This is a genomic window from Streptomyces sp. NPDC088794 (assembly GCF_044750545.1).
GTDB lineage: Bacteria > Actinomycetota > Actinomycetes > Streptomycetales > Streptomycetaceae > Streptomyces.
Genome location: NZ_JBIVKB010000025.1, coordinates 47,060 through 59,503, shown reverse-complemented (window position 1 = coordinate 59,503; position 12,444 = coordinate 47,060). Strand labels below are relative to the sequence as shown.

Sequence of the window (12,444 nt, the reverse complement as noted above, 5' to 3'; positions counted from 1 at the left end):
TTGAGTGCATCATCTGGAACATGACGACACCAGGGAGCCCCTCAGGCCAGCAGACAAACCTCCGAAAGGTTTTCTACCAGTGTCAATTAGGGAAAAGCGATCTCGATAGCCTGTTCGCAATGGCGTGCGAGGGAATGATGTCGGCGCAGGTGAAAATATCGACTAATGCGGGAGAGACTCTTTTTTGGAAACCCTCGTTGGCGGAACTAGTAGAGAGTGTGCAGCGTGACGCACCCGAAATTCACGGGGATTGGGCAAACCTTACGCTTCAAGCTGATTCCCCCTCTCAAGAGAGGGGGGTAAAAATAACCATAGACAAGGAGCGCACAGAGGTTAATTTCTCAGGTATCGACAAAACGTGGGCGTTCGGCCAAATAGCTAGGGTTGAGAACTTCCTGGTTTCACGAGGGGCAGTATTCAGTTCTCCCAGGTATGAAAATACCGTCTCCTTCATTTCCCTTGCCTTCTTTGTTGGGCTCGGAGCATTCTTCCTGATTCATGGCGTTGGCGACGAAACTGTTGCGGATTGCATGGAGCGCGCGAAAAAGGCTTCAAGAAATGACACATTCTTCAATGTCTTCATGGCGGTGACTTTCTCATTCGGGCTACTGTTTCCCTTCTTCCAGTTCTTGAGGCGTCGAGCGTCCCGGGCGAGATTGAAGGTGGATGTCGACGTTTCCAGAGATTCTTGGTGGTCGCGACTTTCAAATGGGGAACGGATCGCCGCCGTGGTGGTTCCGCTGACCGCACTGGGGGCGATTGGCACCATAGCCACAGCTGTTCATAATCTATGGGGTAATTAGTTGACCGACCAAAATTGAATTGTGTCGCCCTCTCACTGGACTCACTTCCGTCAAAATCTCCCTTCTAGAGTCAATGTCTGGGGTATCCCGTGGACATGCCCACCTTTAATACCGTGTGGCCAGTTGCATCTTTTATACTTGGCGCGACCCTGGCACAAGCCAACGCCTCTTTATCTGAAAAGAGACAAAGGGATAGAGAGCGGGAATCCAGGGAGTACGAGTCTCGCAGGAAAATCCTTGAAGGAAAGAAGAGTTTCGAAGTTGAAGTACTGAACGATTTGCACAAGTCACTCATTTCTTTGCGTGAATCCGCTGATTCGCTCACCCGGTGGCATGGGACCGATGAGGCGGATCGCTCAGTGAGCGAAGCCGAAGAAATCTGCGTGCGGATGCGTATCGAGATGGATAATTTCTGGCGCCTTGACGGACTCCTATTTGACCCAAACCTGAGCAGGTTTTTGAGTGGGCGTGTGGGGATTGCGCTTTTCCCTGATGGAGGGACAGTGATCCCATCTCGGCAGGCTCTAGAAGGTTACGGAGATAGCGTCTGGGATGCACACAGCGCCGTAGCTCAGCGACTCAAAGAGCTCTACGATGCGGTGCGGGATTAGCCCACATCATCGGCCGATCTCGCTGGCTATGAGCCGTCGACGCCGGGCCGTCTGTGGGCCGTCCGAGGGTGGCCCACAGCGACCAACGACGACCAATGCCGACCGCTCGATTGCAGGTCAGCGCTACGCCAACGTCGATCGTGTGAGGTCGCTCCGGGGCAATGTCACTTCTTCGACGTGTGATCGAGCCCACGCCGTGAGGCGACGCCCCCGTTCCCGATTCACAGGGACGGGGGCGTCGTCGTATCGTTCTTGCACAGCTGTTCGACAGAAGTGCAGAGGCGACGGGGGACACGGGGATGCCCGAACAGGACGATGACGAGCGGGAGTTCGACATCAGGTGGGCGGACGGCGCCGAGCACAAGGAGCCCTCGGCACGGGCCCGGATGCTCGCCGCGCGGTGGAAGGAGAACCCGCCCGCACCGCAGCCCTTCCGCGCCGACCCCGGTCCGGCCGGTCCGCGCCGGTCCTCGTGGCTGTCGACGGCGATCGTGCTGGGCAGCGTCGCCGCGATCATCCTGCTGCTGGGGTACGCGCAGTTCCGGGCGCCGTACTAGACGCGGGCCCCGCGGCCCGTTTCACAGCCGGGCTTTGCTGCTCCTAGGCCTGATCGCGACCGCTTCATGGGAGTGGCCGGGTGCACACTGGCGGTAGGGACGAGTGCCTTACTGCGGGGTGATGCACATGCAGAGCCGATTCCGGAGCGACCGGCGGTTGACCGTGCGGATGACGGTCACCATGTTCCTGCTCGGATTGTTGTACGTGGCTTTCGTCGGCGCGCTGATCGTGCTGCTGAAGTCGTGGGTGCTGGTCGTCGTCATCATCGCCGCGATGTTCGTGGCGCAGTTCTGGTTCTCCGACCGGATCGCGATGTTCGCCATGCGCGGCCGGGTCGTGGAGCGCGAGGAGTATCCCGAGCTGCACGCGGTCGTCGACCGGCTGTGCGCGCTCGCCGACATGCCCAAGCCGGTGGTCGCCGTGTCCGAGATGGACATGCCGAACGCGTTCGCGACCGGGCGCAGCCCCGAGCACGCCGTGGTCTGTGTGACCACGGGGCTGCTGCGCCGGCTGGAACCGGCGGAGCTGGAGGGCGTCCTCGCGCACGAGTTGTCGCACGTGGCGCACAAGGACGTCGCCGTGATCACGATCGCGTCGTTCCTCGGAGTGATCGCGGGACTGATCGTGCGGTTCGCCTTCTACTCGCAGATCTTCGGCGGCGGACGCCGGGACCAGAACACCGCGATGATCTTCGCGGCCGTGATGGGCGTCTCGGCGGCGGTGTACGCGATCAGCTTCCTGTTGATCAGGGCGCTGTCGCGGTACCGGGAGCTGGCCGCGGACCGTGCGGCGGCGCTGCTGACCGGGCGGCCCTCCGCCCTGGCCTCCGCGCTGACCAAGGTCTCCGGCGACATCGCGAGGATCCCGACCAAGGATCTGCGCACCGCGCAGGCCTTCAACGCCTTCTACTTCACCCCGGCGACCGGCAAGGAGCCGGGCATCGAGCGGCTGTTCTCCACCCACCCGTCTCTGGAGCAGCGGCTCGACCAACTGGGGCGGATCTCCGCCGAGTTGGGTGAGGCGGCGACCCCCGGAAAGGCGTGAGAATGGGGCTGCTGGACATTCTGCTCGGCCGTACCAAACCGGCACTGCCGGATCTCGACCGGCTGTTCGCGCTGCCGTCGGCGGCCGTGACCCTGGAGGCCGCGGCCGGTTTCACGCCGACCGGCGGCGGCGCGGTGTGCTTCGCCACCGTGGAGGGCGCCGCGTTCGAGCAGACGCACCGCGAGGTCCAGGCCCTGCTCGACGCGGACGCGGACCGGGACGGTCCGCCGGTGGAGCTCAGCCAGGACGGGTTCGGCTACTCCTGGCTGGTGTCCCGGCGCGCCCCCGACCAACTGTCGCAGCTGGTCAACGACCTGCACGCGGTGAACAGCTCCATGGAGGTCAACGGCTTCGGCCCGCAGCTGCTGTGCTCGCTGGCCGGCTTCGGTGACGAGGCCGGCCGGCGGCTCGCGCTCGTCTACCTCTACAAGCGCGGCACGTTCTATCCGTTCGCGCCGCTGCCCGGCGACGGACAGCGGCGCGACAACGCGCTGGAGCTGCAGGTGAAGGCGGCACTCGCCGGTGACCTGCGGATGGAACAGGATCTGAGCCGGTGGTTCCCGGTGTGGGGTGCCCCGGGTCTGTGACCCGCTCAGCTCTTGTCGCGCGTCTGGCGGCGGGACTCCAGGGGGCGCTCGCGGCGGTAGCGACGCTCCCACCTGGCCTGCTCGTCACGGCGCTTGCGGTAGGCCTGGTACGTCTGCGGCATGGATCCCGACGAGCCCCCGCTCGACGCGGACCGCGAGGCGGTGCCGCTCCGCCCGTACTGCAGGTACAGGAAGAGCACGGCGGCCGCGGCCAGCCACCAGACGTGGTTCTCGAATCCTAGAAGGACCAGGACGACTGTCCCGGATATCAGCATGGTGCCCATCACGGGCCTCCGTGGGCGTGGGTTTTCGAGCGGTGTGGGTGTGCCGACGAGACGCTGGGGGCGGACGTCCGTCGAGCGGTGCGTAGAGACTAGCCCCGGGTCCGCGGGGTGATGCCCGTCCTGCGGAAAGCGGTGGTGGCCAGCTCCGTAACGTGTCTCCAGAGTAGGGACACGGTCACACGGAGTGCATCTCCTTTTCCCGCACCCGGAGTCGAGCGGTCGCCTCACACCTCCGGCGTCGCGCGCACCACGCCCGCCGCGACCGCCGCGCCCAGCGCCGCGTGATCGGCGGTGGTCTGGTCGGCGTAGGTGAACGCGAAGTCGGCGACGGCCCGTTCGAAGGTGTCGGCGCCGCCCAGGTAGGCGGCGATGGCGACGCGGTCGCCGGAGCGGGCGTGGGCGCGGGCCAGGGCGGTGCCGCACAGACGGGCGTAGCCGAGGAGATCGGCGGGGCTCATGCCGGCGACGTCGGCGGAGCCCTTCATGTCGCGTAGTTGGCGCCAGTAGAAGGCACGGCCCTGCGGTCCGGTCATCCAGCCGAGGAAGATGTCACCGGCGGCCTGCAGCAGCCGCTGCCCGGCGACGACCCGGTGCCCGGGATGGACGTAGGGCCCGTTCGGCAGATGCTCCTCCAGTACGGACTTCCGCGCCTCCTTGATCTGGAGGAACAGCGGGTCGTCCTGGTCCCGTCCGGCGAGCAGCACGATGAAGCAGCGGGTGCCGACGCTGCCGACGCCGACGACCTTGCGGGCGGCGTCCACGAAGCGGTAGCGGTCGAGGAGGAGCCGGCGTTCCTCGGCGAGGGTGGAGCGGTAGTCGCTGAAGATCTTGCGCAGAGAGGCCATGTCGGAGGCGCCGGCCGGTTCCAGGAGCGGTGGGTCGTGGACGATACGGCGACGGCCGTCGACGGTCTCGGTGAGCTTGCCGACGGCTTGCAGGCTGGTGCGGCGGCGGGCGCGGGTGAGGCTGGAGGCGACCGTGCGGCGCCGGCGCGCGGAGCGGACCAGGGGCAGCAGGTTCTCGGCGTCGATGTGCTCGTACCAGACGGCCAGTTCGCCCTCCCGGGCGAGCCGCCGCATGGTGGCGCGGTACGCGGCGCCGGACTCCACCACGGCCCGCCGCACCTTCGCCTCCGGGTGCCCGTTCTCCCGCCCGGCCACGGCGACGGAGGCGGCGAGCCGTTGTACGTCCCACTCGAAGGGGCCGGGGAACGTCTCGTCGAAGTCGTTGAGGTCGAAGAGCAGGGTGCGTTCCGGGGAGGCGTACAGCCCGAAGTTCAACAGGTGGGCGTCGCCGCACAGTTGCACGGTCAGCCCGGTGTGCGGCCGGGACGCGAGATCGCCTGCCATCACGGCGGCGGACCCGCGCAGGAAGGCGAACGGCGAGGCGGACATCCGCCCGTACCGGATCGGCAGCAGCTCGGGCAGCCGGTCGCGGCCCTGTCGTTCCAGTACGGCGACGGGGTCGGGCCGGTCGACGGGCGGGATCCAGTGGGCGTGCGCGGAACGGGAGACGCGCTTACGGGCGGCCCGGCCGCGTTCGGCACGGCCGGCGGGCGTGGTCATGGCAGCCAGCCCTGCATGCCGAACCTGCCCATCGCGGCTCCTTCGTCTGCGGTCGTCTCCACTGCGGGCCTCGATGGCAGTCAAGGCGGGCGTGGGGCGGTGCGCATGCCGGGTACGGCGATGGAGTGAGAGAAGGTGATATCTGGGTGAACGGGAGGTGGCGGGACGGGCGGCCGTCGGGGGTCGTTGTCAGTGGCGCCCGGCAGGATGGGGCTGCCGGTCGGTGTTCGGGGTGGGTGGAGGCAGTGATGGGTGACGCGGTGCGGTACATCGGGCCGGTCGAGCGGCGGGCGCGGCTGGCGTCGCGGCAGCGGCTCATCGGTCCGGCGCGGGCGTCGAGCCCCGAGGAGGTCGCGGCCTCCCTGGTCGCGCTGCACGGCTCGGACCCGGCGACGGTGTACCTGGCCCTGGGTGCGCGCCTCACGGACGCGACCCGAACCGTGCCGGCCACCGAGCGGGCGCTGTACGAGTCCCGGTCCCTGGTCCGGATGCACGGCATGCGGCACACGGTGTTCGTCTTCCCCACGGATCTCACGGCCGTCGTGCACGCCTCGACCGGCCTCGCGGTGGCCGCGCGCGAACGGGCCTCGCTGCTCAAGGACATGGCGAAGGCGGGCGCGCCGGACGCGGCCTGGCTGAAGGAGGTCGAGGAGTCGATGCTGTCCGCGCTGGCGCTGCGCGGCCAGGCGACGGCGACCGAACTGGCCGAGGACGAGCCGCGGTTGAGGGAACGGTTCGTGTACGCGGCCGGCAAGAGCTACGAGGGCGTGCACACGGTCTCGACCCGCCTGTTGCGGGTGCTGGGCGTGGAGGGCAAGGTCGTCCGGGGCCGGCCGCTCGGTTCCTGGACGTCCGGCCAGTTCCGTTGGGCGGTCGCTCCCGAGCACCCCGAACTCGACCTGGCCGAGGCCCAGTCGACCCTCCTGGCCCACTGGCTCAGGGCCTGCGGCCCGGCCACGGAGGCGGACCTCAAGTGGTGGACGGGCTGGAAGGTGACCGACGTACGCCGTGCGCTGGCGGCGATCGGAGCGCGGGAGGTGTCCCTGGACGAGGGCCCGGCATACGTGGTGGCCGACGACGTCGACCCGGTCGCGGACCCGGCGGAGCCCTGGGCGGCCCTGCTCCCCGCCCTCGATCCCACGGCGATGGGCTGGCAGCAACGGGACTGGTACCTCGCCCCCGAACTGCGCCCCCACCTCTTCGACTACAGCGGCAACGTGGGACCCACGGTGTGGTGGAACGGCCAGGTGGTGGGCGCCTGGGCCCAGCGCCCGGACGGCGAGATCGCATGGCGGGTGCTGGCCCCGGGCGGGGTGGGCCGAGAGGCGGAGACGGCGATCGGGGTGGCGGCGGAACGGTTGCGGGGGTGGGTGGGCGAGACGCGAGTGACACCCCGTTTTCGGACGCCGGTGGAGAAGGAGTTGGCGGGGTAGGGGGTTTTGCCGGGCGAGGGCTCCCTTCCAAGCGCCGGCCTGCGTGTTTTTCAGCCCGTCCGGCGATTGAGGACGAGGCCGTTCAGGCCGAAGCGGGGGCCTGGGGGCGGCAGCCCCCAGATCCGACGGCAACGCAAGCGCGGGGTGCCGAAAAAGACACGTCACCCCGCGCGAACGCTCACCGCGTGTACCGCATCAACGCCCGCACCATGTGACACGTCGTGTCCGACGGCGGATGCACGCCGATCACCTCCGCGGTGCTCCGAATCGTCTCGTTGCGCGCCTGGTTGGGCATGTAGACACCCGAGTCGAGCAGCGCGATCGCGAGCCGCATCGCCTTGAGACGACGGTTGTGCGAGACGTACCACTCGCGCGGGCGCCCCGGCGGCAACGGGCGCTTCTCCACCGGGTCGTACGGCAGGTCGAGCAGGACGGGGCGCTTGGCAGTGGACTGCATGGGCAGGGGCTTCGGCTTCAGGGCGGCAGCGGGCACAGGCATCCTCCTGTCGCGTCAGGGCGTCCACCGGGGACCATGACACCCCCGGCGATTCCCTCGAACACTGCTTCCAGTTTACTACCCGCCACTGACATCCACACTGCCGCCGCAGCCCACCAACCTCCCAGGTCAGCAAGGTAATTGTCGGCACGTTACGCCAGGTCCGCGAGGCGTGCGTGAGGCGGCTGAGAATTCGAACAAACCGCTGCTCCCCTGCTCCCGTACCGTGAACCCATGGAGATCTGGATCAACCCCGCCTGCTCGAAGTGCCGCAGTGCGCTGAACCTGCTGGATGCCGAGGGCGCCGACTACACCGTCCGCCGCTATCTGGAGGACGTGCCGGGCGAGGACGAGATCAGGGACATACTCGCGCGCCTCGGTCTCGAACCGTGGGACATCACCCGCACCCAGGAGCCGGCGGCCAAGGAGCTCGGGCTCAAGGAATGGGCGCGGGACGACAGTTCGCGGGAGCGGTGGGTCAAGGCGCTGGCCACGCACCCGAAGTTGATCCAGCGTCCGATCATCACGGCGGACGACGGAACGGCCCTGGTCGCACGCACCGAGGAGGCCGTGCGGGAGGCCCTGTCCCGCTGACGCGGGCGCCCCCTCGGCGACTCCTCTGTGACGTACGTTACATCGGTGACTCCTGTCACCGATGAGTAACTCCTGTTCGGTATTTCGTAAGTAGCGACGAACCACCCCCTAGCTCTTCAGGAGTCGCGGATGTCGCGCAGGAGAACTCTCGGCACGAAGAAGAAGATCGCGCTACTGGTCACCGCAGCGGCGGTGGCGGGCGGTGGCGCCTTCGCAATGGCGACGACGTCGAACGCCTCGCAGAGCCCCAAGACCTTGTCGTCCGCGGCGGATTCGACCGTCTGCCTGGGGCTGGCCACGGCCCTCGGCAACAACCAGACGTTCATCGACGGACAGCGGACGAATCCCGACGCGCAGTCCGAGGCGCGGATCGCCAACCGCGAAGCGGTCATCGCGCAGATCAAGGTCCAGCAGGAAGCGTCCGGTTGCACCGTTGGGGAGTCGGCTCAGGGCTCCCAGACGTCGCAGCCGCCCGCGCAGGGTGGACAGCAGGACGACGCGGCGGCTCAGCCTTCGGAGCCCGCGGCGAGCACTCCGCCCGCGGACGACGCGGCCGGTGACGACGCCGCCGCCGGCACCGGACAGCAGGTCTGCAACGGCTCGACCGTGACCCTGTCCGGCGAGGCCGGCGCGCCCGCCGCCTCCAGCAACCAGTTCCCGGCGGGAACCACGCTGCGGGTCACCAACCTGGACAACAACAAGTCCACGACGGTGAAGGTGACTTCGGTCTCCGGCAGCTGCGCCCTGTTGAACAACGCGGCCTTCGAGCAGGTCCGCGAACCCGGCAAGTTCTTGATCCGACGCGCGCTGATCGAGAAGGTGGGGTGAAGCTCAACGAGATAGGAACTCCGTGAGGCGGCGGCCGAGTTCGGCCGGTGCGGACTGCGGCAGCGCATGGTGCGAGACATCCGGAAGCACGACCGTCTCCACCCGCGGCAGCAGCGCACCCGCCCTCGCCGCCACCCGGTACGTGTCATGTGTCCTGCTGTTCCCGGCCAGGAGCAGCAGGACCGGCATGTCCAGGCCGCGCAGCGCGTCCGGCGCGGGGCGCGGGCCGGTCACCGGCTTCGACACGGAGGGGAAGCCGGCGGCCGCCTCCTGAAGGCGGAGCCAGTCGGGGTCGAGGCGCACTCCCCCGCACTCCCACTCCAGGAAGGCCCGGACCCGGCCGCCCGTCGGCCGCAGCAGCATCGGCAGGGCGTGCAGCAGGTACGACGCCCGGAAGCCGGCGAAGCATCCGGTCGGATCCAGCAGGCACAGGCCGCGGACGCGTGCGGGTGCGTGCAGCGCGTAGTGGAGCGCGATCCAGCCGCCGTACGAGTGGCCGACCAGGTCCGGCCGTCCCCCTTCTTCGATGCCGAGACCCTCGACCACCGCGTCCAGCCAGTCGGTGAGGTCCGCGACCGTACGAGGATGCCGGTCGGCGGCGAGAGTGCCGCGCCCCGGGGCGCCGACCAGGTCGACGGCGTACACGCGACGGGTCGCGGCCAGCTCCGCGGCCTGGGCGTACCAGGACGCCGAGGTCGCTCCCCCGCCGCCCGGCAGCAGCACGAGCGGCGGGCCGTCGTGCGGGCCGCACGCGTTGACGTACGCCGTGCCGAAGGGCGTGGGGACGGTGATCGCCTCCCGCGGGGCCGGCCACTTGGCCATGACCTTGTCGTACGCGGCGAGGAATCCGTCGGTGTCATAGGTGCCGCGGGTGTCGTCCGTGTCCTTCATTCCGTTCACCTCTCCCCTATTATCTCGTCGAGCGAGATACTCGGTCAACGAGATGATAACCGGAGGCGAGCCCGTGCAGAAGCAGCCGCAGCCCCAGGGGCCGGAGTTGGAGATCGTCCATCTGCTGCGTGCCGTGACCGTCGAACTCGGCCTGCACAGCGCCCGGTTCGCGAACCGCAACGGCATGCACCCCACGGACGTACGCGCCTTGATCGCTCTCATGAACGCCTCGCGGGCGGGTGAGGAGATGACGGCCGGGCGACTGGGGGCGGCTCTCGGGCTCAACTCGGCAGGTACGACAGGTCTGTTGGACCGGCTGGAGCGGCTCGGGCACGTGCGGCGGGTGCGGGGCGAGAGGGATCGACGCAAGGTCGTGATCGAGGTGGACGCGGCGGCGGTCGAGCTCGGGTGGGCCTTCTTCGGGCCGTTGATCGGGCGGACGGTGGAGCTGCTCCAGGGCTACGACGAGCGGGAGCGGGCCGCGATCCGGGGGTTCCTGGAAGGGGTGCGGGAGGCCGCGGGCGAGGACGCCTGAAGCGGACGTCCGTGCCCAACCCCATCGCATACGAGCCGTCGTACCCCCTCCGCTCTGCGACTGCGAACGGCCGGTCCCGGCCCCGTGGCCGCCCGTGCCGCGTGAGGCGTGCCACAGAACGCCCAGGTAACACGGGGTTCACAGTCGGGCAATGATCGGGAAATCGCCTGTTGACAGGCTGCCGGGCATCGAACGCGGCGTCCCGGTGCCGCAGCGCCGCAGCACCCGCAAGCGCGTAGACACATCCCCGAAGGAAGTGGCCCGTGACCTTCAAGGCTGAGTACATCTGGATCGACGGCACCCAGCCGACGGCGAAGCTCCGCTCCAAGACGAAGATCCTGGCGGACGACGCCAAGGGCGCCGAGCTGGGCATCTGGGGCTTCGACGGCTCGTCGACCAACCAGGCCGAGGGCCACGCGTCGGACCGTGTCCTCAAGCCGGTCTTCACCTGCCCGGACCCGATCCGCGGCGGCGACGACGTCCTCGTCCTGTGCGAGGTCCTCAACATCGACTTCACGCCGCACGAGTCGAACACCCGAGCCGCGCTGACCGAGGTGGCCGAGAAGTTCGCCGCGCAGGAGCCGATCTTCGGCATCGAGCAGGAGTACACGTTCTTCAAGGACGGCTACCCGCTCGGCTTCCCCAAGGGCGGCTTCCCGGCCCCGCAGGGCGGCTACTACTGCGGTGTCGGCGCCGACGAGATCTTCGGCCGTGACATCGTCGAGGCCCACCTGGACAACTGCCTCAAGGCCGGCCTCGCGATCTCCGGCATCAACGCCGAGGTCATGCCCGGCCAGTGGGAGTTCCAGGTCGGCCCGGTCTCCCCGCTGGAGGTCTCCGACCACCTGTGGATCGCCCGCTGGCTGCTCTACCGCACCGCCGAGGACTTCGGCGTCTCCGCGACGCTCGACCCGAAGCCGGTGAAGGGCGACTGGAACGGCGCCGGCGCGCACACCAACTTCTCCACCAAGGCGATGCGCGAGGGCTACGACGCGATCATCACCGCCGCCGAGTCGCTGGGCGAGGGCTCCAAGCCGCTCGACCACGTCAAGAACTACGGCGCCGGCATCGACGACCGCCTGACCGGCCTGCACGAGACCGCCCCGTGGAACGAGTACTCCTACGGCGTCTCCAACCGCGGTGCCTCGGTCCGTATCCCGTGGCAGGTCGAGAAGGACGGCAAGGGCTACATCGAGGACCGCCGCCCGAACGCCAACGTCGACCCGTACCTGGTGACGCGGCTGATCGTCGACACCTGCTGCTCGGCGCTGGAGAAGGCCGGCCAGGTCTGATTCCCGTCTCCTCTCCCTGAGGTCCGTCTCCTCGCAAGGGGCGTCCACCGTTCGCGGTGGGCGCCCCTTCTTGGCGATCGGGAATGTCCAAGCTGTGAGAGGAGGCTCCTCGTGACGGCCGGTGTCTGCTTCAATGTGGGTATGGCCAGCTTCCAGAGGTACACCGCGACGGGTCGCCACGACCTGGAGCCCTTCTGGCCTTCCCGTCAGCACGACGACTTCGACCGGGTGTGTTGCCGCGCTACGAACGCGTCGGCCCTCTAAAGCCGTACCACCCGGCCTTCGGCCCGCGCGCCACGACGTACGTCCTTCCCGACGACCTCCTCGCGCGAAAGAGCTGACCTCTCATGGCGACCACTCATTCCCTGCCCTCCCTCCCCGTCACCTCCCCTGCCCGGCCCCATCTGCGCGCCGTGGACCGGGACGAGGTGATCGACGTCGCGGAGTTCCTGCCGCCGGGCGCCACCTGGCTGCCCGCACCCGCGCACACCCTGCCCACCCTGCCGGGGCAGCCGCCGATGGTCGGCTACCTCGTCCTCATCCCGGCCGACGGCCCGCACCTCGCCGCCCGCCCGGGCCTCGCCGAGGCCCCCGCCCTCCCCGAGGCGCCGGACGCCGCCGACCCGCTCGTCCGCATCGACCCCGTGCAGCGCACGGCCGCGGTGGACGGGGTCGAACTGGACCTGACGTACCTGGAGTTCGAGCTGCTCGCCCACCTCGTGGCGTTCCCGAACCGGGTCCACACCCGCGACCAGCTGGTCACCACGGTGTGGGGGTACGGCCATGTCGGGGACGGCCGCACGGTCGACGTGCACATCGCCCGGCTGCGCCGCAAGCTGGGCGCCGAGCACCGCAGGGCGATCCAGACCGTGCGCCGGGTCGGCTACAAGTACACGCCGCCGACCGGCCGTTGAGTCATCGAG

Annotated in this window: 15 protein-coding genes; 11 read left to right on the top strand and 4 right to left on the bottom strand. The window is 68.5% G+C overall.

Annotated features, from left to right (window positions below; genetic code table 11):
* Nucleotides 1-20: 20 nt before the first annotated feature.
* From ACIP6U_RS45145 to ACIP6U_RS45125, 5 genes are all read left to right on the top strand, one after another.
* The gene (locus tag ACIP6U_RS45145; RefSeq protein WP_401729002.1) at nucleotides 21-803 is read left to right on the top strand and encodes a hypothetical protein; all 783 of its coding nucleotides are present in this window, start codon (nucleotides 21-23) and stop codon (nucleotides 801-803) included.
* A gap of 89 nt (nucleotides 804-892) precedes the next feature.
* On the top strand, nucleotides 893-1,414 hold the full coding sequence (locus ACIP6U_RS45140) for a hypothetical protein (RefSeq protein ID WP_401729001.1): 522 nt from the start codon (nucleotides 893-895) through the stop codon (nucleotides 1,412-1,414).
* A gap of 299 nt (nucleotides 1,415-1,713) precedes the next feature.
* A complete protein-coding gene (locus ACIP6U_RS45135; RefSeq protein WP_401729000.1) occupies nucleotides 1,714-1,971 on the top strand; it encodes a hypothetical protein in 258 nt (85 codons plus the stop codon).
* A gap of 127 nt (nucleotides 1,972-2,098) precedes the next feature.
* Nucleotides 2,099-3,016, top strand: a complete 918-nt coding sequence (htpX, locus tag ACIP6U_RS45130) for a zinc metalloprotease HtpX (RefSeq protein WP_401728998.1) — start codon at nucleotides 2,099-2,101, stop codon at nucleotides 3,014-3,016.
* Between the two features lie 2 nt (nucleotides 3,017-3,018).
* Nucleotides 3,019-3,603 (top strand): hypothetical protein, encoded by a 585-nt coding sequence (locus ACIP6U_RS45125; protein WP_401728996.1) that lies wholly within the window; start codon nucleotides 3,019-3,021, stop codon nucleotides 3,601-3,603.
* Between the two features lie 5 nt (nucleotides 3,604-3,608).
* Here ACIP6U_RS45125 and ACIP6U_RS45120 read toward each other — a convergent pair whose 3' ends face one another.
* The gene (locus tag ACIP6U_RS45120) at nucleotides 3,609-3,887 is read right to left on the bottom strand and encodes a hypothetical protein (protein ID WP_401728994.1); all 279 of its coding nucleotides are present in this window, start codon (nucleotides 3,885-3,887) and stop codon (nucleotides 3,609-3,611) included.
* Nucleotides 3,888-4,111: 224 nt separating this feature from the next.
* A complete protein-coding gene (locus ACIP6U_RS45115; RefSeq protein ID WP_401728993.1) occupies nucleotides 4,112-5,452 on the bottom strand; it encodes a DUF2252 domain-containing protein in 1,341 nt (446 codons plus the stop codon).
* Between the two features lie 248 nt (nucleotides 5,453-5,700).
* Between ACIP6U_RS45115 and ACIP6U_RS45110 the strand changes: the two genes are divergently transcribed.
* Nucleotides 5,701-6,885 carry a winged helix DNA-binding domain-containing protein gene (locus ACIP6U_RS45110; protein WP_401728991.1) on the top strand — a complete coding sequence of 395 codons (1,185 nt, stop codon included), beginning with the start codon at nucleotides 5,701-5,703 and terminating at the stop codon, nucleotides 6,883-6,885.
* Nucleotides 6,886-7,063: 178 nt separating this feature from the next.
* On the opposite strand, the gene ACIP6U_RS45105 is transcribed toward ACIP6U_RS45110, so the two are convergent.
* Entirely contained in the window at nucleotides 7,064-7,378 is a 315-nt protein-coding gene (locus ACIP6U_RS45105) for a hypothetical protein (RefSeq protein ID WP_401728989.1), read from the bottom strand.
* Between the two features lie 237 nt (nucleotides 7,379-7,615).
* Here ACIP6U_RS45105 and ACIP6U_RS45100 point away from each other — a divergent pair, with 237 nt between their 5' ends.
* Entirely contained in the window at nucleotides 7,616-7,975 is a 360-nt protein-coding gene (locus ACIP6U_RS45100; RefSeq protein WP_401728987.1) for an arsenate reductase family protein, read from the top strand.
* Nucleotides 7,976-8,104: 129 nt separating this feature from the next.
* On the top strand, nucleotides 8,105-8,803 hold the full coding sequence (locus ACIP6U_RS45095) for a hypothetical protein (protein WP_401728985.1): 699 nt from the start codon (nucleotides 8,105-8,107) through the stop codon (nucleotides 8,801-8,803).
* 3 nt (nucleotides 8,804-8,806) lie between these two features.
* On the opposite strand, the gene ACIP6U_RS45090 is transcribed toward ACIP6U_RS45095, so the two are convergent.
* Nucleotides 8,807-9,694: an alpha/beta fold hydrolase gene (locus ACIP6U_RS45090; RefSeq protein ID WP_401728983.1), complete on the bottom strand. Its 888-nt coding sequence runs from the start codon at nucleotides 9,692-9,694 to the stop codon at nucleotides 8,807-8,809.
* Nucleotides 9,695-9,767: 73 nt separating this feature from the next.
* Here ACIP6U_RS45090 and ACIP6U_RS45085 point away from each other — a divergent pair, with 73 nt between their 5' ends.
* The 3 genes from ACIP6U_RS45085 to ACIP6U_RS45075 all read left to right on the top strand — a co-directional run bounded on the left by ACIP6U_RS45085 (nucleotide 9,768) and on the right by ACIP6U_RS45075 (nucleotide 12,435).
* Nucleotides 9,768-10,229, top strand: a complete 462-nt coding sequence (locus tag ACIP6U_RS45085; RefSeq protein WP_401728982.1) for a MarR family winged helix-turn-helix transcriptional regulator — start codon at nucleotides 9,768-9,770, stop codon at nucleotides 10,227-10,229.
* Nucleotides 10,230-10,492: 263 nt separating this feature from the next.
* Nucleotides 10,493-11,521, top strand: a complete 1,029-nt coding sequence (gene glnII / locus ACIP6U_RS45080) for a glutamine synthetase (RefSeq protein ID WP_401728981.1) — start codon at nucleotides 10,493-10,495, stop codon at nucleotides 11,519-11,521.
* A 347-nt stretch (nucleotides 11,522-11,868) separates the two neighbouring features.
* A complete protein-coding gene (locus tag ACIP6U_RS45075) occupies nucleotides 11,869-12,435 on the top strand; it encodes a winged helix-turn-helix domain-containing protein (protein ID WP_401728980.1) in 567 nt (188 codons plus the stop codon).
* Nucleotides 12,436-12,444 lie beyond the last annotated feature (9 nt).

Bases quoted from the DNA above. Each gene is read 5' to 3' on its own strand.
- ACIP6U_RS45145 (WP_401729002.1), top strand. From the start codon at position 21: ATGACGACACCAGGGAGCCCCTCAGGCCAGCAGACAAACCTCCGAAAG.
- ACIP6U_RS45110 (WP_401728991.1), top strand. From the start codon at position 5,701: ATGGGTGACGCGGTGCGGTACATCGGGCCGGTCGAGCGGCGGGCGCGG.
- htpX (WP_401728998.1), top strand. From the start codon at position 2,099: ATGCAGAGCCGATTCCGGAGCGACCGGCGGTTGACCGTGCGGATGACG.
- ACIP6U_RS45100 (WP_401728987.1), top strand. From the start codon at position 7,616: ATGGAGATCTGGATCAACCCCGCCTGCTCGAAGTGCCGCAGTGCGCTG.
- ACIP6U_RS45135 (WP_401729000.1), top strand. From the start codon at position 1,714: ATGCCCGAACAGGACGATGACGAGCGGGAGTTCGACATCAGGTGGGCG.
- ACIP6U_RS45125 (WP_401728996.1), top strand. From the start codon at position 3,019: ATGGGGCTGCTGGACATTCTGCTCGGCCGTACCAAACCGGCACTGCCG.
- ACIP6U_RS45095 (WP_401728985.1), top strand. From the start codon at position 8,105: ATGTCGCGCAGGAGAACTCTCGGCACGAAGAAGAAGATCGCGCTACTG.
- ACIP6U_RS45075 (WP_401728980.1), top strand. From the start codon at position 11,869: ATGGCGACCACTCATTCCCTGCCCTCCCTCCCCGTCACCTCCCCTGCC.
- ACIP6U_RS45090 (WP_401728983.1), bottom strand. From the start codon at position 9,694: ATGAAGGACACGGACGACACCCGCGGCACCTATGACACCGACGGATTC.
- ACIP6U_RS45115 (WP_401728993.1), bottom strand. From the start codon at position 5,452: ATGACCACGCCCGCCGGCCGTGCCGAACGCGGCCGGGCCGCCCGTAAG.
- ACIP6U_RS45120 (WP_401728994.1), bottom strand. From the start codon at position 3,887: ATGGGCACCATGCTGATATCCGGGACAGTCGTCCTGGTCCTTCTAGGA.